This is a genomic window from Nostoc parmelioides FACHB-3921 (assembly GCF_014696625.1).
GTDB lineage: Bacteria > Cyanobacteriota > Cyanobacteriia > Cyanobacteriales > Nostocaceae > Trichormus > Trichormus parmelioides.
Genome location: NZ_JACJQL010000014.1, coordinates 36,109 through 60,628, shown reverse-complemented (window position 1 = coordinate 60,628; position 24,520 = coordinate 36,109). Strand labels below are relative to the sequence as shown.

Here is a 24,520-nt window from a genome sequence, read left to right as displayed (position 1 = left end):
AAATTTCCAGACTTGCTGCTAAATTTCTTTGAGGTTTCCCTATGCCAATTTACGTTTACTGGGGCGAAGATGACTTTGCGATCGCCAAAGCAGTGACAACATTACGCGATCGCGTCCTTGATCCCCTGTGGACTAGTTTTAACTACACCAGTTTTCCCCCAGAAGACAGCGATGCAGCTATCCAGGGGTTAAACCAAGTTATGACACCGGTTTTTGGCGCTGGGGGAAGGTTAGTGTGGCTGATGAATACTAACCTCTTACAAAATTGTCCTGAGAATGTATTGGCGGAACTGACGCGCACTTTATCCGTAATTCCCGAAAATTCTTTTTTATTGCTTACCTGCCGTAATAAACCAGATGAACGCTTGAAATCCACAAAATTACTGAAGCAATCCGCCACTGAATTTCGAGAATTTCCCCTCATTCCACCGTGGAAAACGGAGTTACTGATCCAAGCTGTGAATCAAGCTGCTCAAACTGTAGGAGTAAAACTTACACCAAAATCAGCCGAACTTTTAGCAGAAGCTGTAGGTAATGATACACGCCTGCTTTACAATGAGATGGAGAAATTACGCCTATACGCTGAGGATAGCAATCGGCCTATTGAAGAAAATACTGTTACTCGGTTAGTCAGAAATACAACCCACAATAGCTTGCAACTAGCCGCAGCGATTAGAGTGGGCGACACAGCTAAAGCCTTGACTATTTTGGCTGATCTCATCAATGCTGCTGAACCAGAATTGCGGATAATAGCCACCTTAATCGGTCAATTTCGCACTTGGTTATGGGTAAAACTGATGGTAGAAAGTGGAGAACGCAATCCGCAGGCGATCGCCCAAGCTGCTGAAATCGGCAACCCTAAACGTATCTACTTTCTCCAGCAAGAAGTCCAATCACTTTCCCTCAGGCAATTAATTTCTTGTCTACCATTATTACTAGAGTTGGAGGTTACTGTTAAACAAGGCCGGGCTGAAATATCAATACTTCAAATTAAAATCATAGAACTTTGTCAACTATGCCAACGCATCTAAAAAATATTTTCATAGATGCTATGAGTTGCCGGAACTTATCACTCACAAAATAAATCAAAGTTACTAATATATCCTTGCTGTCTTTCTGTGTCAGACCTGATGAAGATGATAAATCAACCTTTTTACCGACGAACTAGTATGCAAAACTTACTTGTCAAAACTTTGTTTTTTGGCATTTTCACTAGTACTAGTTTGTTTATCAGTACTGTGAGCTTAAAAGCTAATGCTCAAAATCAATCGTTTAATAGTACGGAAATTACTGGTTATGCTCAAGCTGTATTAGCAATGGAGCCAGCCCGTCAACAAGCCTTTGGAGAAATTAAAAGAATTGTCGGTGATAGAGATGTTCCCAAGATTGTTTGTAATGAGCCAAATAGTATGAATGCTCTACCAGGTAAGGCTAGAGATATTGCTGTAAATTACTGTAATCATTCTCAAAAAATTGTTAGCGATTATGGTCTGACTATAGACCAATTTAATAGAATAACGCGGGAAATCCAAAGTAATAACAACTTAAAAAGGCAGGTTTACAATACATTAATTCGCCTACAGAAAAATACTAACTCTCAATAGTTAAAACCATGATTTCAGTTCGCCCTATTATCTTGGCGTGAATATTCTAAATTAGCATAAAGACGACAGTAAAAATTTTATTCTAGTTGTTTTTGATGAAGACTTTTCCCAAATAAAGGCGAAACAGATCAATGGCATTGTTCAGTTGTCGGTACTTAGCGTAACCACGCTTCCTGCAATCACTTTCCAGTTGTTTTCAAATAGCTTCCAAACCCTAAGATAGCGGAATTTGCCATTAATTTCTTGCCCTAAATAGTTTCCTTGTATCTCTACTGTGACGGCAACAACAACGTCGTCTCCGACTACACTTAGTATTAGCTCACTTGATTCAACTGTATGCAGGTTGATGTTTCCCGAACGGTAATTTTCCAGATCCATCGCTTTGGTTGCCGTTTCGCCACTTGGCCCGTTAAACAGAAGCTCGTCGTGAAGCAGTTTATCCAAAAGTTCCACATTATTGGTTTTCATCGCTGAGAGGAGATTTTTCTCGTTAGCAATGATCTGGGCTTTATGGGTAGTATCCATGCTGTTTGTTGTTTGATTTGACCAGAAAATGAAACTTTAACATTCTCACTGGGCTAAGGCCACAGTGATTCCAAAAATCTTGATTCATGAGTAAAAAACTGGATAAATAATTTTACTAATGAATTAAGATTTTCATTGATTCATTGGTGAACAGCTACGAATGCCTGGCGTTTAGCATGAATATTTTTCATGTGCTTCTTGACAGTATTGATAGTGATATAAAGCTGGGCAGCAATTTCTTTATAGCTATTATGAGAGCGATAAAGTCTCCAGATTTCAGCTTCTCTAGGGGTGAGATCGTATTTCCTGATTTCGGCGATCGCTGCATTTTTTAAAGATTCATACTGATTTTCAATGGTTACTAATAAACAAGATGTAATGAACCGTTCTAGCTGAACTAATCTGACGCGAACCCTTAGTGTATTTGATTTGTCGAGCATAATTTCATCAGATAAAATCAGATTTTTTTCAGGATATAAATTATGAGTATTTAGCAAGAGTTGGCACAATTTCCAAATCATCGGCGGAATAAGTTGAGAATCAAGACTACCTTGACTTATTCGGCAACATAAATCATAAGCTGACGCATTAGCATGAACTATTTCTCCGGCATTAGTCAAAATAAGAATGCCATCTTCTAGTCTTTCCATGACTTCTTGTAAAAAGTTGGCTTTCGTTTCTTTTGGTGAAGCTTCTATTGGCTCCGATGTCTTTGTGAAAGTCATCATAGATTTGTCTTAATTTTCGTAAAGTAAAAGAGTTGATAGAGTTGGTGAAAATAAATTCCAAAGCGTGAATTAATGTAAAGTTATTGTAGTTAAGTTGATACGAAGAATCTGCATCCTCAAATAAGGTCTTTTCACTCGGTTTTTCCATAGATTAACCTTGCGATAAACCTTTATTTGTCTATGCAGTTCTAGCTAAATTTGACGATGTTGTTAACAGTATCAATAAAATACAACTGTTCAATTCCCAATTTCGGACATATCTGCCAAAATTGGGTAGTGGGAGCCAAGTAAAATTTTTCCTTATATTCTCCATTGTCATAGGGAAGCGACGATGTATGTCTGTAAATAGCTGGTAAATGTTTGGATAATGGCAAAATTCTGTGACAATAGATGAACAGTAAGCCGGAATATCTACCTAATCCAAGCTACTTATGAACCAAAGTTCCCAAAACAGACCGTTGCGACCTAAACCATTGGAATCATCTTTTCAGTGGCTTTACGCTTTTTGGAAATTTTCCCGCCCACACACAATTATTGGCACGAGTCTCAGTGTTTTGGGCTTATATTTAATTTCTATCGCCGTCAGTTCCACAGGTTTCGCCCTGACGCAGATAAACTCCGTTTTAGGAGCATGGCTGGCTTGTCTATGTGGCAATGTTTATATCGTGGGGTTAAATCAATTAGAAGATATTGAAATTGATAAAGTTAATAAACCTCATTTACCTCTAGCGTCAGGAGAATTTAGCCGCAAACAAGGACAGATAATTGTAATTCTGACGGGAATTACCGCCATAGTATCAGCTTGGTTAAATGGCCCTTATTTATTTGGTATGGTGGCAGTGAGTTTAGCCATTGGTACAGCCTATTCTTTACCACCAATCCGTTTAAAACAGTTTCCTTTTTGGGCGGCTTTGTGCATTTTTTCAGTACGGGGAACGATTGTCAATTTAGGATTATATCTGCACTTTAGTTGGCTACTACAAAATAAACAATCAATTCCTCTACCTGTATGGATATTAACGGTATTTATTTTAATATTTACCTTTGCGATCGCCATCTTTAAAGATATCCCTGATATGGAAGGCGATCGCCTCTACAATATTACCACTCTCACCATCCAACTAGGGCCGCAGGCTGTATTTAATTTAGCGCTGTGGGTATTAACGGTTTGTTACTTGGGTATGGTGATAGTCGGTGTGTTGCGACTAGGTGCGATTAACTCCGTGTTTCTGGTCATAACCCATCTAGTTATACTCTGTTGGATGTGGATGCAGAGTTTAGCCGTAGATATACATGATAAAACGGCGATCGCTCAATTCTATCAATTCATCTGGAAGCTATTTTTCTTAGAATATTTAATGTTTCCCATTGCCTGTCTTTTAGCTTGAAACCATGTTAAACAATCTGCAATTAACTGATATTTTAGCGACTGTTGCCGTCCTTGTTAGTATCACATTCCTAATTTATTTCGCTGGAAAAACCTTAATTACTTCCAATTCATTTCAAAAAGGAGTTAATCTTTATCAACAAAAAGATTATCCAGGTGCAGAAGCAGCTTTCCGCAAAGTTATAGCTATCAACTCTACTAATGATGTAGTCCGCTTATTTTTGGGAGATGTTTTAAAGGAACAAGGTAAAGTCGCAGAAGCAACAGAATTATTTCAAGAAGTAATTCGCCGCAGCCCAAAAAATCCTCAAGGTTACTTACGTCTAGCAACCATTCTCATGCAGCAAGAAAAACAAGCAGAGGCTAAAACTAATCTGCAAAAGGCTCAAGAATTATTGCAAAAACAGCGTCAACCAGAAACAGCCAAAAGAGTTGCTAAATTATTAGAGCAAATGAATACTAAGACAAGCTGAGTAATATGAGTGATGTTTACGACGATGTTTCGCCTACGCAATAATCTAAAATTATGACTCAACAAAAGGGTAAAGTCTATCTTGTAGGTGCAGGGCCGGGAGATATAGCTTACCTAACGGTGAAAGCTAATCATCTTCTGGGTGCGGCTCAAGTGTTGGTTTATGATGCCCTAGTGGATGAGCAATTGTTGCAGTGCGTCTCATCTGATTGTCTCAAACTAGATGTAGGGAAACGTGGTGGTAAACCCAGCACACCACAAACGGAAATCAATAATTTATTAGTTAAGTTCTGCCAAGAAGGTGCATTAGTCGTCAGGTTGAAATCAGGCGACCCGTTTATTTTTGGACGCTGTACCTCTGAAATTGAGGCTTTGAAAGCAGCCGGTTGTGAATTTGAAGTAGTACCAGGAATTTCCTCAGCCATAGCTGCGCCTTTATTAGCAGGAATCCCGCTTACAGACCCGGTGATGAGTCGTTGCTTTGCAGTGTTGACAGCCCACGAACCAGAGGTTTTAGATTGGGAAGCGCTGTCGAGGTTAGACACCCTAGTGATATTGATGGGTGGAAAAAACCTCGCAGATATTGTACATGAACTTCTACGTAGAGAGCGATCGCATCTCACACCTATAGCTATTATTCGCTGGGCAGGAACCCCCAGTCAACAAATTTGGACTGGTCAACTGGGCGATATCCTCGAACAAACGGCTGGTTTATCTCTCTCTCCAGTAGTTATCGTCATCGGTGAAGTTGTCGGGCTACGCAAGTACCTACAACCTGAGAAAATATTTCCAGAGAACTCAACTACACCTATGTCCAGCAACCAACCTCTCACTGGAAAAACCATCCTCGTCACCCGTTCATCTGGTCAATCGAGTCAATTTAGCGATCGCCTAACCACACTTGGCGCTACAGTCATAGAAATGCCAGCATTAGAAATAGCACCCCCTTCTAGTTGGGAAGAGTTAGATCAGGCGATCGCTAATTTATCTCACTTCGACTGGTTAATTCTCACTTCCACCAACGGCGTAGATTATTTTTTTGAAAGGCTACATAACCAAGGTAAAGATACTCGTGCTTTAGCTGGGTTAAAAATTGCCGTTGTTGGCGAAAAAACCTCCCAAAGCCTGAAACAAAGAGGAATCCAAGCAGATTTTATCCCCCCTAACTTTGTGGCTGATTCCTTAGTAGAGCATTTCCCCGAATCACTACTAAATCAAAAAATTTTATTTCCCAGAGTCGAAAGCGGTGGAAGAGAAATTTTAGTTAAAGAACTATCAGCTAAAGGTGCAGAAATCATTGAAGTAGCGGCTTATCAATCATGTTGTCCTACTAGTATTCCCCCAGCAGCAGAACTAGCCTTAAAAAATCACACAATAGATATAATCACCTTCGCCAGTTCTAAAACTGTGCAATTTTTCCATCAACTTGTAGACAACATATTTCCTCACAATATCCCCAACACTTTAGCAGGAATATGTATTGCTTCCATCGGCCCCCAAACCTCAAAAACTTGTCATACCCTATTAGGTCGAGTAGATATAGAAGCTGAAGAATACACTTTAGATGGATTAACTCAAGCCATCATAAATTGGGCATTAAAACCCTAAAATCCTCACCAATGACCTAATATCCTCCGCGTTACTCCGCGCCTACCTCCCATCCCTCCGCGTTTAAAAAAGTTACGAATTGTCGCTCCAAACCACATTAAAATAATGGCACAACGCTCACCCCACAGGAGTATCCAGTTGTGCAGCCGGACTTAATGGGTTTAGAAATTAGTAAAGGAGAACTGAGACGCTTAACTGGGGTGTCACCAGAGAGAGTCCCTCGTCCTGGTGTGATCGCTAATCGTCAACAGCGCTCAAAATTTTGGCAGAATGAAATATCCTTAGTATTTGTCATATCTGTAGTCATTGTTGGGCTAATTTACGGCTTGATTATTCTGCCAACAATTGGTTCAGCAATTTCGTTAGGTATAATTTTATTCATTATAGTTGCAGTAGTGCTGTTACTAGGGCGATTGCTCTGGCAACGACTCCAAACCCCCAAAATACTTATAAAGCTTCTAGATGCAGTTGACCAATATCACGCCTTAATCGTAGCGGTGGATGTAAATGACCAGTTGGCAGTGTCTGGAGATTTAGATAATAGCCTGGATGATAGAGAACAAGTTATCACCACCCTGCAACTGTTACGAGAAGATTTAGTCCAAGCTTTGAAAACAGCGCGACTTTTGCGGGATAATAAAAAACTGCTTGCTAATCAACAAGAGCTATTTGTCAATAATGTCACCAATATTCAAGCCATTAAAGAAAATACTCAGGCTAGCGAATATGGTCAAATTATCAATCAATCATTGCAGATAGGTCTTGATGTACAAGCAGAATTGAGAAAACTACAATCGTCCCGTTAACCAAAATCAGTGCTGAGTCATTAATCGTGAGTAATGAGTGAGTAAGCCTTACTTGTTACTGATGTACTTGGTACAAGCCCCTTGTGGGCTGTCTTTTAACTCAGCACTCAACACCAGCACTCTTCATTTCTATGAGCAACAAACCAAAAATAATTGTCTTGGATGATGACCCTACAGGTTCTCAAACAGTCCATAGCTGTTTGCTGCTGATGCGTTGGGATGTGGAGACTTTACGCACAGGCTTGCGGGATGATGCACCGATTTTTTTTATACTCACCAATACCAGAGCTTTACCACCAGAATCAGCCGCATCTGTGACAAGAGAGGTCTGTCAAAACTTGAAAGTAGCGCTGGCTGCTGAAGGCGTGAATGACTTTCTAGTTGTCAGCCGTTCTGATTCTACGTTACGCGGCCATTATCCCATTGAAACCGATGCGATCGCTCAAGAATTAGGCCCATTTGATGCTCACTTTCTTGTCCCCGCCTTTTTTGAAGGGGGACGCATCACCCGCGACAGCATTCATTACTTAATTATTGATGGTGTACCTACCCCAGTTCACGAAACTGAATTTGCTCGTGATTCAGTTTTCGCCTACCATCACAGCTACTTACCTAAGTATGTAGAAGAAAAAACCAACGGTAGTATTAATGCTGATTCTGTAGAAAGGTTTTTACTCAGCGATATTCGTGCTGGAAGCTTAGAACGCTTACTCAAGCTTACAGGTAATCAGTGTGGTGTGGTGGATGGGGAAACTCAAGCTGATCTCAACCGTTTTGCAGTAGATGTCTTAGACGCAGCTAGTCAAGGTAAACGCTTTCTATTCCGCAGTGCTGCCAGTATTTTAACCGCTTTGGCTGCCCTACCCCCCCAACCCATCGCTGCCGAAAATATGGCTGAGTATGTGCGAAAAGGTAAACCAGGAGCCGTCATAGTCGGTTCTCATGTCAAAAAAACAACACAACAACTAGAAGCACTGTTACAAGTTGCGGGAACAGTGGGAATCGAAGTCAATGTGTCACGATTACTTGATGATCAGATAGATGCAGCTAATATACTGTTATCTGAAATTAAAACAAGTGTCGAGAAAGTACACGAATCTGGTAAAACACCAGTAGTTTATACGAGTCGTCAAGAACTCACATTTAAGGATGTTAAAACCCGGTTGGATTTTGGCATCAAAGTATCAAGTTTATTAATGGATATTGTCCGTAATTTGCCCCCTGACATTGGATTTCTCATCAGTAAGGGGGGAATTACTTCCAATGATGTATTAAGCACTGGATTAGCTTTAACTTCTGCCCGATTGCTTGGTCAAATTTTACCTGGATGTTCGATGGTGCTAACATCGTCTAACCACCCTCAATTTCCCGATTTACCAGTAGTTTTGTTTCCAGGGAATGTTGGTGACACTAACGCCTTGGGAAAAATTTATCAAAGATTAACTAAAAATACTTAAGTGAGGATGTTGTTGTAATTAGCAACTAGTTTAATATTGGTAATTACCGGGTCTGTCCCTCGTCTTTTGGCTGGTACCGCATGACTTCTGATTCTGCCATCCCCAATTTAGGGTCAAATTCTGCATTTTCGGATGCAGAGTCTAATTCTACCGTTGTCAATCCCAAGTCAAATTCTCCGTCTCCTGATGCAGAATCTAACTCGGTGATTCCTGATGCGGAACTAAATTCTGTTCTTCAGTATTTAAAGTTAAATGCTGAAGTTACTAATGTCGAGTCCGATGCGCCAATGGTGGATGAGCAGGTCAATTCTGCACCTGCTGAGATAAACTTACCCGACCTCGACTTAGATTTAGAACCGACTTCTCAAGCGACAGATGTCAACTCTAACTCTGGTTGGTTGAGTCTGAATTCTCCTGAGTCAGTGGTGGATAATAAAGTTAAAAATAATATCCAAGTACAATTAAAAACAGAAGCGGGACGACTACTAGTAGTTTTACCTACTGAAATACAAGTACCTGCAACCGAATTTACTTGGTCTGATATTTGGCAACAACTAAAGTTCCGTTTAAATGCAGGCGATCGCCTCCGTACCCGGAACACATCAGTACACCTAGTAGCGTACGATCGCCTATTAGATGGTAGACAACTGCAACAACTTGCAGAAACCTTCAATGAAGTGCAACTGCAACTTAAATCTGTGGCTACCAGTCGCCGACAAACGGCGATCGCTGCGGTCACATCCGGTTATTCTGTAGAACAATTACAACCAGAAACCGTACTCAGTTCAGAACCAAAAGCAACTTCCACACCCCAAGCCGACGCTCTCTATCTAGAAATGACCATCCGTTCTGGTGTGGAAATTCGTCACCCAGGCACAGTAATTTTATTGGGAGATATCAATCCAGGTGGTATCGTAGTGGCAGATGGCGACATTCTGGTGTGGGGTCGTCTGCGGGGAATCGCTCATGCTGGGGCTGCGGGTAATCGTGATTGTCTCATCATGTCCTTGCAAATGGAACCAACCCAATTGCGTATCGCTGATGCTGTAGCTAGAGCGCCAGAAAAATCACCGACGCAATTTTTCCCTGAAGTAGCACATATTACTTCTCAAGGAATACGCATCGTCAGAGCTACTGATTTTTCCAGAAACCAAATAAGTAAGATCAATCAGACACCATAAATATTTAAGATATTTGTCTAACCATAAATCCAGCACATAGTTATCATGACTCGCATTATTGTAATTACCTCCGGTAAAGGAGGGGTGGGTAAAACTACAGTTTCGGCAAACTTGGGGATGGCCTTAGCCAAAATGGGTCGTCAAGTCGCCCTAGTGGATGCGGATTTTGGTCTGAGGAATTTGGATTTGCTACTAGGACTAGAAAATCGCATTGTCTATACGGCAGTGGAAGTTCTTTCTAGAGAATGTCGCTTAGAACAAGCATTAGTTAAAGATAAGCGCCAGCCTAACCTCGTCCTCTTACCAGCAGCCCAAAACCGGACAAAAGATGCGGTAACGCCCGAACAGATGAAACTATTGGTAAACGCCCTGGCGCAAAAGTACCAGTATGTGATCATTGATAGCCCAGCTGGTATTGAAAACGGCTTTAAAAATGCGATCGCCCCAGCGAAAGAAGCCCTTATTGTCACCACCCCAGAAATTTCCGCCGTGCGTGATGCTGATAGAGTTGTTGGCTTACTCGAAGCCCAAGGTGTTAAGCGCGTTCACTTAATCATTAACCGGATCAGACCAGCGATGGTTCGGGCAAATGATATGATGTCTGTTCAAGATGTTCAGGAACTTCTGGCAATACCCTTAATTGGGGTGCTTCCTGATGATGAGCGTGTTATTGTCTCCACCAATCGCGGCGAACCTCTAGTATTAGGAGATACTCCTTCCCTAGCCGCCGTAGCCGTTGAAAATATTGCTCGCAGATTGGAAGGAGATACAGTTGAATTTCTCGACCTTGACGCACCCCACGATAGCATCTTCGCTCGTTTGCGGAGGTTGTTATGGACTAAGATTGTGTAACCTACTTTCCAATCTCTGCATACTTATTGGCAATGATCCTCGAATTATTAGACAAACTTTTTTTACGTACTCCTGACACCAGTCGTTCTCACGTCAAACGTCGTCTACAATTGGTGATCGCTCATGACCGTGCCGGCTTAGATCCCGAAACTCTAGAGAAAATGCGGAAAGAGATTTTAGATATCGTCTGCCGCTATGTAGAAGTAGAATCAGACGGTCTAGAGTTTGCCTTAGAAAGCAATCAAAGAACAACCGCCTTGATTGCTAATTTACCTATTCGTCGGGTAAAACCAGAGCTACCCGTGTTCGACGAAACATCACAGTAGATGTACTGTTTCTATGATTTATTAACGAGTTTGTCAATTGACAATATATCGTTAGATTATGCTGCTCAATAATTTATACTCAACAATGGTTTTGGGTGATTCCCCGAAAACCACAATATATACCTAAACTACATTTGGCATCATAGGATTATTAGCCTACCCCTTGGCAAAAAAATTCCCGTCATCAACAGTAGTGACAACGGGAATTCGTTATATTTGCTGCCCACTAGCGAGAAGCCACTTGTGGCCCCGCCCAGACTTGTGTCAGCTTATCACCATAAGTAATTGGTTGGTCTGCATCCGTTGTGGCGGCTGTTTTACCATCAATAGCAACTTTTACTAAAGGCCATTCTTCCTCACCCATTTCGCCAGCACGGAAGATTACATGATCTGGGTCGTTTTTACTCCAACCTAGTAACACAGCAATTTTTTCATGGTCATCTACTTCTTGAGCAGGAGCAACTGTATTAGTTTGATTCTTTTGGCGATCCCAAATGACGGCTTGATCTGTCGAATCCCCAGTGTTGAATATACCTTCAAACTTGCGTGCTAAAAAGCGATCGCTTTTTTCTGACCAACTCACAGGTACTAAAACCCCTATTTTGCCATCGCTGTCAGCTGGTTCTGCTGATACTTGCTGTGTGTCTAATAAAGGATCATTGGTAACAGTAGTAGCAGCCATCACCCGTAATTTCTTTGTTTGTCTATCTTCGACAAACAAAACACTATTCACTTTAGTGTTGTGCATTTCGGGTTTAACTTCAATTTGTACCCGGCTGTAAACAGCATACTTACCATCAGGAGAAACTACAGGCACACTGCGGTAGTAACGCACTCCCGAACCACCTCTAGAACCTATGGCTTCTTGAGTTGACAAAATCCATTGCCAAGGAATTGGATGAGGACTACCAATGGGATCTGCTTGCGCCTCTGCTCCCTCTTGGGGTTCATCTATTGATATGTCTGGAGTGGAGGCTGGTGTTGATGGTTTCAGACTGGATGCAACTTGACTCGCTACTAATGAATGAGCTTCAGACACTGCATTCAAAATCGCTTGATCTTTTTGTTTCAGGGATTGAACAGCTGATTTTTCACTCACAGGTAACTCTGTCGTGGGTGCAAGTTCAACTGCTGCTAAGAGTTTGTTTGTATGGGAGTATTTTTTCGCTACTAAAGATTCTAGGTTATCGGCTGGTAATATTTGTGATTTTTGGTCAACCACTATCTCCTGTGGAAAACCTGCAACTTCTCCAATTCTGGAGTTGATTTGACTTGCTGTTAAGACTTCCGCCAAATTTTGTTCACTAATAACAGCCGCTTCCTGTGGTACAGCGTCAGGTGTTTCTGCTTCCGTAGTGGTTTTAGCGATCGCCTTTGATGGCTTTGCTGAACTAGAATGACCTGATGCTACCACCAAGGGAGCAATCAACATGATAACAACAACATAATTAAGAAATGGTTGCACGCGGAACCATCCTGACAGCAAGAGGGGTTTAAGCATGGGTGGGACTCTCCAGAGGGGCGGTTGCTGTATGAGGCGCAAGTTTATTTGACTGAGGAAGCAGGCTGTTGATTACAGGTATAACAACAAACTCAAGGATTTAACTAGATTAAATGAAATTATTTTTTTAAATTTGCAGATTTTTACAAAAGTACAGTTTCATTCTTTACACCTTGTAATTCTAAAGTATCGGTTATTACTGAAAATTGCCAACAAAAAGCATCAGCAGATTTACTGCCGATTTAGGACTTAAAATAGGGACTTTGTACTCTTCAAAAACGAAGAGCATTGAAGGGATAATCTGAGCCACAGATTTCTGATAGCTCAAAATATAAACGATAGCTGGACTGTCCGGTTAGCGTGATTAACAGCGAGGCATAAAAAATTGCTCTGTTGATATTCCGCTACAACAGTACAGACCCTGATAATGGTTTAAGTGAGGCGTTACTTTGAAAATTGGGAAAGCTGACGCACAAGATATATTACCCGAAAAACCATATAATCATCTACCCTTAGATAGAAATTAATCTGGTATTTTTGAGTAAGTCCGCTACAATCTTAGCTAAATAGCTGAGAAAATAGCCACAGAAATTTGCTTGGTAGACGTTAGCTAAATAATTACAGTCACTAACTACACCGACAGTTATTAGCTGCCTAGATGCTGGTTAACTTAGCCACAAGTTTACCAAGAAAATCTTAGTTTTGCCACCGTATATTCAATTATTCATTGCCAATTAAAAGTGCCTATTTGGGTTATGAGAAGTGTTGAGGACAAAAAGTAGGCGAGATAGGGAGAAGATATACTGACAACTGTACGGGCGGGTTTATAAAGATCATCGTCCGAGAATGAGGATATCTGTAAACCCGCCCCTACTGACAACTGACTACTGACTAATAGCTAATGAAAATTGTATTTTTTGGTACACCTGAATTTGCTGTTCCTACTTTAGAAAAACTGTTACTTAATCAAGAATTTGAGGTTTTAGCCGTAGTTACGCAACCGGATAAGCGTCGGGAAAGAGGGAATAAATTAACACCTTCTCCTGTCAAGAATATGGCGATCGCTCACAATTTACCAGTATGGCAACCGGAAAGGATAAAAAAAGATACGGAAACTCTCAACAAACTTAAGGAATTAGACGCAGATGTGTTTGTTGTAGTGGCCTATGGGCAAATTTTGTCACAAAAAATCCTCAATATGCCCAAATTAGGTTGTGTGAATGTACATGGCTCAATTTTGCCCCAGTATCGAGGTGCTGCACCGATTCAATGGTGTTTATATAACGGCGAAACAGAAACGGGGATCACGACAATGTTAATGGATGCCGGTATGGATACTGGGGCAATGCTACTTAAAGCCACTACACCCATTAGCTTACTCGATACGGCTGATGATTTAGCCCAGAGGCTATCTGTGATTGGTGGAGATTTATTAATAGAAACCTTGTACAAGCTACAGCAAAAGGAAATTCAACCAATTCCGCAAGATAATGCTGCTGCCACTTATGCTTCTTTAATTCAAAAACAAGATTATGGTTTAGATTGGTCAAGGAGCGCGTTGCAACTGCACAATCAAATTAGGGGATTTTACCCAAATTGTACAACTACCTTCCGTAACCAACCTCTGAAGATTACAGCCTCCTTTCCCCTTGGTGCTGCTTACAGTGACGAGCTACCACCAGAATTACAAAAAATGTTGCAAAAACTACCTGATTTATCACAGATATCGGGTAACCCAGGAGAAGTAGTCAGCATAACCAAGGGAGTTGGTGCGATCGCTCAAACGGGTGAGGGGCTTTTACTTTTACGAGAGGTTCAGCTACCTGGCAAACGCCCCCAATCGGGCTGGGATTTTGTTAATGGTACGCGGCTGACGGTGGGGGAAGTGTTAGGAAATGGCAGCTAGTGAGGTTTCATAATAACGGCAGGACTCGCAAGGGCCGTGGGGATTGACTGCACAGCGAATGATTTCTGAGTGTGCATTAAATCTACAGGTGGCATCACCTACTACCCAACGCCCTGCTACTAAAGTTTTTTCTGATGGTCTTTGGGCAGACTGGACGTAAAGAGCTATATTATGCAAACGATAACGCCCCGATTTAAGTTGATATCTATGGCGGCGTTCTAGAACTGCGTAGGTGTTGCCTTCAAAATCTAGATAGTTTCCGGGTTGGGGTGTCCAGTCAAGTTGGACTTTACCGAGGGAGCGACGTGGATGCGTCAGAATCACCTCGGTTGGTAAAGAATCTGGCTCCATAAGTTTATGTGATGTGGTTTACATTATAAAAATAGTATCGCAGCAGCCTACCTTTGCTGATCCGACTTCGACTATAATTAATAACTCACTCTATTATTGAAAAATCTGTCCGTAGCGATCGCCTCACGCTGACAATCGCCACAAAATCAATACCATCTTTTGTAATACTCTTTTCGTCGCCTACTCCGTTCATATGGCTTCCCTAACCACGGGACGCTTTAGCGCAGTTCCAACCCCGTTGCCGTGAACCGCAACCGATCTGGTCGCACCCCCAAGGCAGTCTCAAGAGCTACCCCAGCAATATTGCGGTAGGTATTGAGTAACTCTTGGTCGTTCTGCTCGGTTGCTACGGTGTAACCTGCCAAAGGTAGTGTCGCCATGAGTACGAAGGTCTCATAGAGTTTTTGGCGCTCTTGGCTGTTCAGTGCTTTGAAGGCAGTTGAGGAACCGAAGGCAGCGTCGCTGTTTGCTTGGAGATTCATCAGCGCGGTTTCGGTGGGTTCTTCGCCGTAGTGTACCATGTAGCAAACCCCCACCAAATAGGCGAAGGCCATCGCCACGTTGTTGGGGCGGCCTAAACGCCGGGCTTCTGCCTCGAAGGCTTTAAAGCCCTCGGTGAAGGCTTTGGTTGACTGGCTTACTATAGTGGGATCACTGCTCAAACTGCGGGCGAACTGCGTCACCAGCAAGCGCTGCGAGCCTGGGCGGAAGGTGGTTTGTGGGGCAGCTTGGGCTTGGGTGCGGGCGGTGGCTTGGGCGCGCTTGCTGCTGTTGTTGCGCCGATTGATGCTGTTAAGATTTGACTGAGCTTGACGCACCAGTGCAGCATTTTTCTGAACGCTGAGGTAGGCGTTCATGTTGCTGAAGCTGAGGCTACTGGGTGCGCCAAACTGGGCTACAGCAGGTCTACCAGAGACAGCAGTGACGAGGGCGGTAATAAGGATGACTTTGATGGATTGGTTCATAGGTTTTTCTAACAGTGAACAGTGAGCAGTGAACACTCATCAATAAATATTTAAAATTTCGTTATAAATTTTTTTTCTTGGGCAAGCCATAGCAATCATCAAATAACTACCATAGACAACTAACTCAAATCACTTTTTTACTCTGACTTATGCTTCATATATATTTACACAAAGTATTGAGCATAGTTTAGTGAATGAGGTAAACACGCTGCTGTCATGTAGCTGATTTATAAGGAAAGAGAGAAATTCCGCAAATCGTAGTTTTTAAAAGTGTCTATTACATTGTTTAAAGTTATGTAGCCTTTTACTTACGGTGGATAAGCGACTGCGGTAAACTATGCCTTGATTATGATTCTTTCACAGAAAAGAACACTGGAAAGGAGCCGTTTTTTCAATGTCTCATACCGTAAAAATCTACGATACCTGCATTGGCTGCACTCAATGTGTCCGCGCCTGCCCTACTGACGTTCTGGAGATGGTTCCTTGGGATGGCTGTAAGGCTGCTCAAGTCGCTTCTTCACCCCGTACAGAAGACTGCGTAGGCTGCAAGCGTTGTGAAACAGCTTGCCCGACTGACTTCTTGAGCATTCGGGTTTATCTGGGTGCAGAAACAACTCGCAGCATGGGTCTAGCTTACTAAGGAATTCACTACCGATTCCTTTTTTGCTCACAATTAAGTGTCTCGATAGCAAGCCTCTTTAGCTTTGTAGGGTGGGTAGCAATGGCGTTCCGCTTGCCGTAAGCCATCGCCCATCCTACAAAATCATGAGAAATTTATAAAAATACCTAGTGGTTAAAGGAGCAATCTGCTCCTTTTTTTCTTGGGTGTGAAGTTATTAGTTCATTGTTGACTGTTGACTGTTGATTGCTGACAACTGACCACTGACAACTAACCACTGACAAATGACTATACTGGATTTAATTATCCTGAACAAAGGGTGGTGTGAGCAATGTGTGGCATCGTTGGGTATATCGGAACTCAAGCAGCAACCGAGATTTTGTTGGCTGGGCTAGAAAAACTAGAGTATCGCGGTTACGATTCCGCAGGTATAGCTACGGTTTGGGAAGGAGATGTGAATTGTGTCAGGGCAAAGGGCAAACTCCATAACCTGCGTTCTAAACTAGAACAGTTGGCTACTTCATCTCAAATTGGTATTGGTCATACACGCTGGGCAACTCATGGTAAACCAGAGGAGTATAACGCCCATCCCCATTTAGATACAGCCATGCGAATCGCTGTTGTCCAGAATGGGATTATTGAAAATTACCGCGAGTTACGCGACGAACTGAAACAGAAAGGACATGAGTTTCGTTCGGAAACTGATACAGAAGTTATTCCTCACCTTATAGCCGAATTTTTAAAAAACCTCCCTTCCCCAGCGCTTCCTACCTCCTCCTCTTCCTTATTGGAAGCAATACGCCAAGCTGTTAACCACCTGCAAGGGGCATTTGCGATCGCCGTCATCTCTGCTGACTATCCTGACGAATTGATTGTTGTCCGCCAGCAAGCGCCCCTAGTGATAGGATTCGGGCAAGGGGAGTTCTTTTGCGCCTCAGATACGCCAGCGATCGTTTCCCATACTCGTGCAGTATTACCCCTGGAGAACGGCGAAATTGCCCGTCTGACACCCCTGGGAGTGGAGATTTATAACTTTGCTGGGGACAGACTGAAAAAACAACCCCGCCTGCTCAACTTGAATCCCACAATGGTAGAGAAGCAGGGATTCAAACATTTCATGCTCAAGGAAATTTATGAGCAACCAGGAGTAGTCAGAGCGAGTTTAGAAGCATACTTTAATCCCGATATTAATACCGATGAATCCTTTACATCACCAATTAATTTGGGTTTATCTGAAGAAATTTATGCAGATTTAGAACAAATTCATATTGTCGCCTGTGGTACGAGTTGGCACGCCGCCTTAGTAGGAAAATATTTACTTGAACAATTAGCAGGAATCTCCACTCAGGTACACTATGCTTCTGAGTATCGCTATGCCCCATCACCGTTAACAGCTAATACATTAATTATCGGTGTTACTCAGTCAGGGGAAACGGCTGATACCTTAGCAGCCCTAGCGATGGAGAAAGAACGCCGCCAAGGCAAAGAAGCCAAATATCAAGCCCGACTCTTGGGTATTACCAATCGTCCAGAAAGTAGCCTTGGTCATCTTGTACCCCATATTATTAATACCCTGGCAGGAATTGAAATAGGTGTGGCAGCGACCAAAACCTTTGTTGCTCAACTGATGGCGTTTTATGCTCTAGCCTTGGATTTAGCCTATCATCGGCAAACAGTAGCGCCTGATAAACTCGCAGATATAATTCAAGGATTACGTCAGATTCCCAAGGAAATCGAAGCCACCTTAGAACGTCAGGAAAAACTAACAGAACATCTAGCCCATGAATTTGCAGAAACCCAAGACTTCATCTTTTTAGGAAGAGGAATTAACTTCCCCATTGCTTTAGAAGGGGCTTTGAAATTAAAAGAAATCAGCTACATTCACGCAGAAGGTTATCCAGCCGGGGAAATGAAACACGGCCCCATTGCATTATTAGATGCCAAAGTGCCGGTAGTGGCGATCGCCTATCCTGGTAGTGTGTATGAAAAGGTGATTTCCAATTCTCAAGAAGCCAAAGCCAGAGATTCGCGGTTAATTGGGGTAACACCAGTCAACGATGGCGAAGCAGCAGAAATCTTTAACGATTTGCTTCCTGTATCATCAGTCGATGAATTACTATCGCCAATACTTACAGTAGTACCATTGCAACTATTGGCTTATCACATCGCCGCCCGTCGCGGTTTGGATGTAGATCAGCCTCGGAACTTAGCAAAATCAGTGACTGTAGAATAAATAAATACGAATATTTAAGTAAATTGTGTACAACACTAAAAAAGTCGTATAACAAATAAAAAAGTTATATAATACATAAAAAAGTTGTACAATCTATCCTGTGGGTGCATATGCAAGCATCTACAGGAGTTTTTATGGCTAGAAGCAAGCAAGATTGGACGCAAGCCAAGTTTGAGCGTTACTGTAAGGAAGGTCGAGGTGAGGGTAGTGGCAAAGACTATAAGCCGTGGATAAAGATTCAGGACTTTCCCTCCAAGGGTCGCGTTTCCAGACCACCCGGTTGGAAAACAAAACGAGAACATCATCTATTTTCTGATAACGAGAAACGACTGTTTTACGTATTTGAGTGGTCAGATGCGATTGTCGATATCAGAGAGCAGTTTCCTCTACTTGATCTGGACTTAGCAATTAGTATTGCGGATGAAATGGGTATTAACTATCCCAAAGATCCGCAAAGCAATACGCCTCATGTTTTAACCACGGATTTTATGCTTTCTGTCAAGCAAAGTAAGAATATAGTTCAGAAAGCAAGAACATTTAAGCTAACTAAGGATTTGGGAAGTAAGTCGGTAGCTGAAAAATTTGAGTTAGAAAAACGTTACTTTGCTGCCAAAGGTATTGATTGGGGAATAATCACAGAAAAAGAAGTCCCTAAACAATTAGCTGAGAATATTGAATGGATTCATACTGCTTATAAATTAGAAGAAAATGCAGATATAAATCTTGAAGAATTACGTAACATCGCAAATATTTTAAAGTTTAGACTTCAGGAAAGTGATGCAAGTATCAATAAAATAACAACGGCTTTAGATAGGGATATGAATATAGAGTCTGGCACATCTCTCTATCTTTTTAGACACCTTCTTGCTAGGAAAGAAATCATTATGGATATGCTGATAACTAAAATATCTAGTTGTCCTTCTTCTAAAGAAATTCAAAAAATAATTTTTTAGAATATAGGACGAGGTATTTTGTATGATTCATGATTTGTTTGTAAATGACCTGATTGAATGGATTGATGAATCAGGTAATAACTGTATAGAACGAGTTCTCTGGATTGATGAAGGATATGTTATTGCCTTTGTTTATGATATAAACGCTAAAACTGGATTTCCAGAGGCTAGAAAAGTTTCAGAGATTAGAGAAGCTATTTCTGATGGTCGTGCCTTGAAGCTTAAATCAGACCCGTGGGCAAGAATAGTAAGAGATGAAGATTTATCAGAGAAAGAGAAAGAACTTAGAGATAGGGCTTGGCAAATAATTTTATTTATCGTTACTCAAGAACCCTCGATATACTATCGAGACTATAGAGGTAGTTTAGTTCAACAGGTTATCGAAAAATATAATGCAGGTAGAACTGAAGGTGAATTAGTACCAATAACTGTTTATAAATATCTAAGAAGATTTTGGCAGAGAGGTAAAAATAAGAATGCGCTCTTGCCTGATTATGCAAATTCTGGTGGTAAAGGAAAGCCTAAAGCTTCTGGAGATAAAAAGAGAGGAAGACCAAGAAAATACGCACAAGTTCCAGAAATTGGTATTGGAAGAAATGTTACAGAAGAAGATAAAAGAATATTTAGATTTGCAATTGCTAAATTTTATAAGAACTCCAAAGAGAATTTTTTAACAACTGCTTATGATTTAATGATTAAGGAATATTACGCGGAAGATTTTTATTACGATGATAATGGAGTCAAGAAAAGTATTTTAATTCCTCCAGATAAAAGACCTACATTTACCCAATTTAAATACTGGTACGAAATAGAACAAACTGATATCAGAAAAACTATAATATCTCGTAAGGGTTCGAGAAAATATGCCTTAGAAAATCGAGCCATTACCGGAACTTCCCAAATGGAAACTATTGGGCCAGGGTCTAGATATCAAATTGATGCTACGATCGCAGATGTATACTTAGTATCACTTTACAACCCCAACTGGATTATTGGTAGACCTGTTATATATGTGGTAATTGATGTTTTCAGTCACATGATAACAGGGGTTTACGTTGGATTAGAAGGGCCATCTTGGACAGGAGCAATGATGGCTTTAGCCAATACGGCCACAGATAAGGTAAAGTTTTGCCAAGAATATGGTATCGAGATTTATGAAGATGAGTGGCCATGCAGGCATATTCCTGATACCATTTTGGGCGACCGAGGTGAATTAGCAGGGATGAATGTAGAAACATTAATCCCTAATTTAGATGTTCGCATTGAAAATGCTGCTCCCTATCGAGCAGATTGGAAAGGATTAGTAGAAAGACAATTTCGTACCATTCATGGGTATGTAAAACCATTTGTTCCTGGTTATATAGATACTGACTTTAGACAGAGAGGAGGACATGATTATCGCCTTGACGGTAGACTTAACATAAATGAATTTACAAAAATAGTTATATTTTTAATTCTCCAGCATAATAATCATAATTATTTAAATAATTATGCTAGAGATGAAATGATGATTGCTGATGATGTTAATCCTATACCTATAGAATTATGGCAATGGGGAATTGCCAATCGTTCTGGTAGACTGAGAACTTTTCCAGAAGATATTGTCAAGCTAAATTTAATGCCCGCCGAAAAAGCAACAATTACTGCTCGTGGTATTAAATTTAAAGGAATGTACTACACTTGCGAGAAAGCAAGTAAAGAATTTTGGTTTGAAAAATCTAGAAGTAGTTTATTATCTAAGTCAGAGAAATCATTGAATGTTTCATATGATATTAGACAGCCAAACTTTATTTATTTACGTTCCCCAAATGGTAGAGAATTTGAAAAAGGTTGGCTTTTAGAATCGCAACAAAGATATTTAGATAAAAACTTTTATGACATTGATTATTTATTAGCATATGAAAAATTGCAAAATCAAAAAAATCAAGGTACCCGATTACAGGCAAAAGCTGATTTGATAGCCAATATAGAAAGTATAGTTAATCAGGCTAAAGAAGAGACTGAGGCAGTTTTAGATGATACTATAAGTAATAGACAAAAAGTTAGTGGCATTCGACAGAATAGAGCAGATGAAAAAAATGCTCGACGTAAAAATGAAGCATTTGAACTAGCAAAATCAGAAAGTACCAATGCTGATAATACTAAGAATCCAATAAACACTCAATCTGAAGATTCAGAGGCTTCAAAACTGTTACAGCCTGACCATATAGATTTACTCAAACGGAAAAGACAGGAGCGAAAAAGTGGAAAGGAATGAGGAAGAAGTTGTTAGTATTCCTAATGGACAATCAGCAGTTATTGCTAGGTACATAGATCAAAAACTGCCAGAATACAACAATAATCCATTAATTCAGGCATTACCTCCTATCCTATCAGTAGGAGAATTTATAGATAAAGTAGCCAGAGAACCAAATTTTGATGAACAAGAGAGAGAGCTAGAAGCACATTATAGATTTCATTGTATTGAGAGGTTATCTAGATATTTTGATCCTCAAAATAAAACTCTTGAATTACAAAAAGTTATTTGTACGCTTATCATGACAGGCTATCTGTCAAGGAACCTTTTAAAACCTGAATATGCAAATCGCTCTAGACAAATTTATAATGCAATAGGTAATGGAGGAGGTAAAAATTTAGAAAACTACGTTAATCTTCCTACATCTGCGTCCGGCTTAACTCTAATTGGCCCATCAGGTATTGGAAAGACTACAAATTTCAAAAATATTCTTGAGCTTTATCCCCAAATAATTTTTCATCCTGATTATAGTGTTTACCAAATAGTTTGGCTGCGGGTAGATTGCCCTAAAACTTTAAAGGGGTTATGTATAGATACTTTTGCAGGTATCGATAAATTGTTAGGAACTAATTTATTAAAGAAATTTAACCCAGCACGCACATCTGAAGATTATCTATTGGCTCAACTTGCACAAACAGCACACACTCATCATCTAGGAGTTTTGGTGATTGATGAAATACAAAATTTAGCAACTGCAAAAAGAAATAGAGACGAAATATTAAATTTTTTAGTAAAGCTCGATAATACTATTGGAATTCCAGTTATTCGTGTAGGTACGAATGAAGCCATTAGTTTTCTTCAAGGTAATCTTAGAAATGCTAGAAGAAATACTGGAGAAGGAAGTGCAATGTGGGATAGAATGGGGAATGATGATGAATGGTGTTACTTCTTAGAAGGAATATGGCGATATCAATGGACAAAAACACCTGTTGATTTTTCACATGAAATAAAAGAAGTTTTTTATGATGAAAGCCAGGGAATTATTGATATTGCTATAAAACTTTACAAAATGGTTCAATGGAGAGCGATTTCAATAGGTGACCAAGAAATTATTACGGTTGATCTGATTCGTCAAGTAGCTAAAGAAGGATTGTATTTAGTAAAGCCAATGCTAGATGCAATTAGGTTAGGGGACAGAGAGTGGATGATTAAATATAAGGATATTGCTCCTCTCGATATTACGGAATATCACAATAGATGTGTATCTGAGATTGATGCTAAAGATTTGACAGAGATTAAGAGATTAGCTAAAAAGCAGCAGAATCAGCAGAAAGTATCTCCGAAGCTCAATTATGTAATTAGTGAACTGTTGAAATTGGAAGTAGAATCTGGTAAAGCAAAGGAATGTGCAGAACAAATTGTTTATAGTCATGAAGATCCAGACATTCCAATTCCATCTTTAGTTAATAAGGCATATGCTCTTGCTTTGCAAGGATGTCAAGTAAATGAGAGTCTTGCTAAAACAAGTACCAGGAAAGCTAAATTAAAACCAAAGTACCAAGAGAATGATATGCGACGAATTGTTGAAAATGCCAAGAAAGACAAAAAATCTGCATACGAGGATTTGAAATTAGCAGGGATAATCAAAAATCCAGTTGAAGATTTTATCAATATTTAGCTTCTCAATGCTTAGTTTTTTCCCAACTCTGTATCCCGATGAACTTTTATATAGCACTTTAGCTAGATACCATATTCGGAGTGGAAATAAAAGTTTCAAGCAAACTGACTTAGAGCTATTCGGTTACAGTTCCCAACAAATATGCAAAATTACCTTAACTAATAATTTAAATTATTTAGTGAAAAACTTACCTTTACGCTCCCAGCAAAAAGTTGAGAATTTACTACAAAATCATACTTTATATCCCTTTTATGCAACTTTATTAATGCCGCAGGAGGCTTGGTTGCTGAAAAACTCGATGAGTAAAAAATTCAGTGGGTCTATACTAGATTTTGCTAAAGTGGCTAATAATTCTAGTGATGATTCAAAAAAATTTTTAAAATTTTGCCCTGAATGTTTAGAGAAAGATACCCAAAAGTATGGTGAACCTTACTGGCATAGAATACATCAAGTCCCTGGCATTTTAGTTTGTCCAATTCATCGTGTTGTTTTACACAATAGCTGTATAGAAGTTGAATCGAAAGGCATACATTATCATGCTGCCAGCATAGATAATTGTTTATTAGCAAATAATGTGAAAAAATTGACAAATAAAACTGTAGAAACACTTTCAACACTGGCACATGATATTAATTGGCTAATTCATAGCAGTTTTGCCTTTCAAGGTTTGGCTTGGCTTCGCGCTCAGTACCAGCGTTACTTATTGGATAAAGGACTGCTAAAAACCTTTGCTGGTGGCAAGTTTAAGTTTGATGATTATGGTTTTGCCCAGCTTATATATGAGTTTTATGGCCAAGAATCCTTAGAAGCTATCAACCCAAGGTTAGCCCAACATCAAGGTAAATATTTTTCTCACTGCTTGTTTGGATGTGACGTAAATCCAGCAATTGACCGCATAACTCATATCTTAATGATAAAATTTTTAGCAAATTCTATAGAAGAGTTCTTTCAGTCATAATCTTCATATACAAAATTTAACTAAATTAATAAAAAGCAATAATAACTAATCAAAATTATTTTTATTGATTATTATTTTAAGTATTTTCAGATTAGTGAATCAGGTAATCTAAGTAATAAGGTAGTTATTTCATACCTAGTTACATCTGCTTAAATCTGCCCTATAAAAATGGTT

The 24,520-nt window shown here is 40.2% G+C and carries 22 protein-coding genes; 17 read left to right on the top strand and 5 right to left on the bottom strand.

Annotation, left to right across the window (positions count from 1 at the left end):
• Positions 1-41: 41 nt before the first annotated feature.
• The gene (gene holA / locus H6G14_RS12100) at positions 42-1,031 is read left to right on the top strand and encodes a DNA polymerase III subunit delta (protein ID WP_190567647.1); all 990 of its coding nucleotides are present in this window, start codon (positions 42-44) and stop codon (positions 1,029-1,031) included.
• Positions 1,032-1,130: 99 nt separating this feature from the next.
• Entirely contained in the window at positions 1,131-1,604 is a 474-nt protein-coding gene (locus tag H6G14_RS12095; protein ID WP_190567646.1) for a DUF4168 domain-containing protein, read from the top strand.
• A gap of 141 nt (positions 1,605-1,745) precedes the next feature.
• Here H6G14_RS12095 and H6G14_RS12090 read toward each other — a convergent pair whose 3' ends face one another.
• A complete protein-coding gene (locus tag H6G14_RS12090) occupies positions 1,746-2,129 on the bottom strand; it encodes a nuclear transport factor 2 family protein (RefSeq protein ID WP_190567645.1) in 384 nt (127 codons plus the stop codon).
• A 140-nt stretch (positions 2,130-2,269) separates the two neighbouring features.
• A complete protein-coding gene (locus H6G14_RS12085) occupies positions 2,270-2,857 on the bottom strand; it encodes a helix-turn-helix transcriptional regulator (RefSeq protein ID WP_190567644.1) in 588 nt (195 codons plus the stop codon).
• A gap of 431 nt (positions 2,858-3,288) precedes the next feature.
• Between H6G14_RS12085 and H6G14_RS12080 the strand changes: the two genes are divergently transcribed.
• The 8 genes from H6G14_RS12080 to minE all read left to right on the top strand — a co-directional run bounded on the left by H6G14_RS12080 (position 3,289) and on the right by minE (position 10,946).
• Positions 3,289-4,245 carry a homogentisate phytyltransferase gene (locus tag H6G14_RS12080; protein ID WP_190567643.1) on the top strand — a complete coding sequence of 319 codons (957 nt, stop codon included), beginning with the start codon at positions 3,289-3,291 and terminating at the stop codon, positions 4,243-4,245.
• Between the two features lie 4 nt (positions 4,246-4,249).
• Positions 4,250-4,717 carry a tetratricopeptide repeat protein gene (locus tag H6G14_RS12075; protein ID WP_190567642.1) on the top strand — a complete coding sequence of 156 codons (468 nt, stop codon included), beginning with the start codon at positions 4,250-4,252 and terminating at the stop codon, positions 4,715-4,717.
• Positions 4,718-4,770: 53 nt separating this feature from the next.
• Entirely contained in the window at positions 4,771-6,324 is a 1,554-nt protein-coding gene (gene cobA, locus H6G14_RS12070; protein WP_190567641.1) for a uroporphyrinogen-III C-methyltransferase, read from the top strand.
• 140 nt (positions 6,325-6,464) lie between these two features.
• Positions 6,465-7,130, top strand: a complete 666-nt coding sequence (locus tag H6G14_RS12065; RefSeq protein ID WP_190567640.1) for a hypothetical protein — start codon at positions 6,465-6,467, stop codon at positions 7,128-7,130.
• 131 nt (positions 7,131-7,261) lie between these two features.
• A complete protein-coding gene (locus H6G14_RS12060) occupies positions 7,262-8,587 on the top strand; it encodes a four-carbon acid sugar kinase family protein (RefSeq protein WP_190567639.1) in 1,326 nt (441 codons plus the stop codon).
• 80 nt (positions 8,588-8,667) lie between these two features.
• Positions 8,668-9,768: a septum site-determining protein MinC gene (minC, locus tag H6G14_RS12055; RefSeq protein ID WP_190567638.1), complete on the top strand. Its 1,101-nt coding sequence runs from the start codon at positions 8,668-8,670 to the stop codon at positions 9,766-9,768.
• 45 nt (positions 9,769-9,813) lie between these two features.
• Complete coding sequence (gene minD, locus H6G14_RS12050; RefSeq protein ID WP_010997606.1) at positions 9,814-10,620, top strand: septum site-determining protein MinD; 807 nt, start codon at positions 9,814-9,816, stop codon at positions 10,618-10,620.
• Between the two features lie 32 nt (positions 10,621-10,652).
• Complete coding sequence (gene minE, locus H6G14_RS12045) at positions 10,653-10,946, top strand: cell division topological specificity factor MinE (protein WP_190567637.1); 294 nt, start codon at positions 10,653-10,655, stop codon at positions 10,944-10,946.
• A 226-nt stretch (positions 10,947-11,172) separates the two neighbouring features.
• Here the strand turns inward: minE and H6G14_RS12040 are convergent, their stop codons facing one another.
• Positions 11,173-12,447 carry a hypothetical protein gene (locus H6G14_RS12040; RefSeq protein ID WP_190567636.1) on the bottom strand — a complete coding sequence of 425 codons (1,275 nt, stop codon included), beginning with the start codon at positions 12,445-12,447 and terminating at the stop codon, positions 11,173-11,175.
• A 901-nt stretch (positions 12,448-13,348) separates the two neighbouring features.
• Here H6G14_RS12040 and fmt point away from each other — a divergent pair.
• Positions 13,349-14,353, top strand: coding sequence for a methionyl-tRNA formyltransferase (fmt, locus tag H6G14_RS12035; RefSeq protein WP_190567635.1), 1,005 nt, complete (start codon positions 13,349-13,351; stop codon positions 14,351-14,353).
• On the opposite strand, the gene H6G14_RS12030 is transcribed toward fmt, so the two are convergent.
• Positions 14,336-14,704: a DUF6464 family protein gene (locus H6G14_RS12030; protein ID WP_010997611.1), complete on the bottom strand. Its 369-nt coding sequence runs from the start codon at positions 14,702-14,704 to the stop codon at positions 14,336-14,338. The two genes, fmt and H6G14_RS12030, sit on opposite strands and share 18 nt — an antisense overlap.
• Before the next feature lie 218 nt (positions 14,705-14,922).
• Positions 14,923-15,669: a DUF6683 family protein gene (locus H6G14_RS12025; RefSeq protein WP_190567634.1), complete on the bottom strand. Its 747-nt coding sequence runs from the start codon at positions 15,667-15,669 to the stop codon at positions 14,923-14,925.
• A gap of 394 nt (positions 15,670-16,063) precedes the next feature.
• Between H6G14_RS12025 and psaC the strand changes: the two genes are divergently transcribed.
• The 6 genes from psaC to H6G14_RS11995 all read left to right on the top strand — a co-directional run bounded on the left by psaC (position 16,064) and on the right by H6G14_RS11995 (position 24,346).
• Entirely contained in the window at positions 16,064-16,309 is a 246-nt protein-coding gene (gene psaC / locus H6G14_RS12020; protein WP_010997613.1) for a photosystem I iron-sulfur center protein PsaC, read from the top strand.
• A 310-nt stretch (positions 16,310-16,619) separates the two neighbouring features.
• Positions 16,620-18,521 (top strand): glutamine--fructose-6-phosphate transaminase (isomerizing), encoded by a 1,902-nt coding sequence (gene glmS, locus H6G14_RS12015; protein WP_190567633.1) that lies wholly within the window; start codon positions 16,620-16,622, stop codon positions 18,519-18,521.
• Positions 18,522-18,631: 110 nt separating this feature from the next.
• Positions 18,632-19,474 carry a TnsA endonuclease C-terminal domain-containing protein gene (locus H6G14_RS12010; RefSeq protein ID WP_242053417.1) on the top strand — a complete coding sequence of 281 codons (843 nt, stop codon included), beginning with the start codon at positions 18,632-18,634 and terminating at the stop codon, positions 19,472-19,474.
• 22 nt (positions 19,475-19,496) lie between these two features.
• Complete coding sequence (locus tag H6G14_RS12005; protein ID WP_190567632.1) at positions 19,497-21,731, top strand: Mu transposase C-terminal domain-containing protein; 2,235 nt, start codon at positions 19,497-19,499, stop codon at positions 21,729-21,731.
• Entirely contained in the window at positions 21,718-23,388 is a 1,671-nt protein-coding gene (locus H6G14_RS12000) for an AAA family ATPase (protein WP_190567631.1), read from the top strand. The genes H6G14_RS12005 and H6G14_RS12000 overlap by 14 nt, the downstream gene beginning before the upstream one ends.
• The gene (locus tag H6G14_RS11995; protein WP_190567630.1) at positions 23,366-24,346 is read left to right on the top strand and encodes a TnsD family Tn7-like transposition protein; all 981 of its coding nucleotides are present in this window, start codon (positions 23,366-23,368) and stop codon (positions 24,344-24,346) included. The genes H6G14_RS12000 and H6G14_RS11995 overlap by 23 nt, the downstream gene beginning before the upstream one ends.
• Positions 24,347-24,520 lie beyond the last annotated feature (174 nt).

Excerpts from the sequence above, each read along its gene's own strand:
- holA (WP_190567647.1), top strand. The coding sequence starts at position 42 with ATGCCAATTTACGTTTACTGGGGCGAAGATGACTTTGCGATCGCCAAA.
- H6G14_RS12095 (WP_190567646.1), top strand. The coding sequence starts at position 1,131 with ATGAAGATGATAAATCAACCTTTTTACCGACGAACTAGTATGCAAAAC.
- H6G14_RS12090 (WP_190567645.1), bottom strand. The coding sequence starts at position 2,129 with ATGGATACTACCCATAAAGCCCAGATCATTGCTAACGAGAAAAATCTC.
- H6G14_RS12085 (WP_190567644.1), bottom strand. The coding sequence starts at position 2,857 with ATGATGACTTTCACAAAGACATCGGAGCCAATAGAAGCTTCACCAAAA.
- H6G14_RS12080 (WP_190567643.1), top strand. The coding sequence starts at position 3,289 with ATGAACCAAAGTTCCCAAAACAGACCGTTGCGACCTAAACCATTGGAA.
- H6G14_RS12075 (WP_190567642.1), top strand. The coding sequence starts at position 4,250 with ATGTTAAACAATCTGCAATTAACTGATATTTTAGCGACTGTTGCCGTC.
- cobA (WP_190567641.1), top strand. The coding sequence starts at position 4,771 with ATGACTCAACAAAAGGGTAAAGTCTATCTTGTAGGTGCAGGGCCGGGA.
- H6G14_RS12060 (WP_190567639.1), top strand. The coding sequence starts at position 7,262 with ATGAGCAACAAACCAAAAATAATTGTCTTGGATGATGACCCTACAGGT.
- minC (WP_190567638.1), top strand. The coding sequence starts at position 8,668 with ATGACTTCTGATTCTGCCATCCCCAATTTAGGGTCAAATTCTGCATTT.
- minD (WP_010997606.1), top strand. The coding sequence starts at position 9,814 with ATGACTCGCATTATTGTAATTACCTCCGGTAAAGGAGGGGTGGGTAAA.
- minE (WP_190567637.1), top strand. The coding sequence starts at position 10,653 with ATGATCCTCGAATTATTAGACAAACTTTTTTTACGTACTCCTGACACC.
- H6G14_RS12040 (WP_190567636.1), bottom strand. The coding sequence starts at position 12,447 with ATGCTTAAACCCCTCTTGCTGTCAGGATGGTTCCGCGTGCAACCATTT.
- fmt (WP_190567635.1), top strand. The coding sequence starts at position 13,349 with ATGAAAATTGTATTTTTTGGTACACCTGAATTTGCTGTTCCTACTTTA.
- H6G14_RS12030 (WP_010997611.1), bottom strand. The coding sequence starts at position 14,704 with ATGGAGCCAGATTCTTTACCAACCGAGGTGATTCTGACGCATCCACGT.
- H6G14_RS12025 (WP_190567634.1), bottom strand. The coding sequence starts at position 15,669 with ATGAACCAATCCATCAAAGTCATCCTTATTACCGCCCTCGTCACTGCT.
- psaC (WP_010997613.1), top strand. The coding sequence starts at position 16,064 with ATGTCTCATACCGTAAAAATCTACGATACCTGCATTGGCTGCACTCAA.
- glmS (WP_190567633.1), top strand. The coding sequence starts at position 16,620 with ATGTGTGGCATCGTTGGGTATATCGGAACTCAAGCAGCAACCGAGATT.
- H6G14_RS12010 (WP_242053417.1), top strand. The coding sequence starts at position 18,632 with ATGCAAGCATCTACAGGAGTTTTTATGGCTAGAAGCAAGCAAGATTGG.
- H6G14_RS12005 (WP_190567632.1), top strand. The coding sequence starts at position 19,497 with ATGATTCATGATTTGTTTGTAAATGACCTGATTGAATGGATTGATGAA.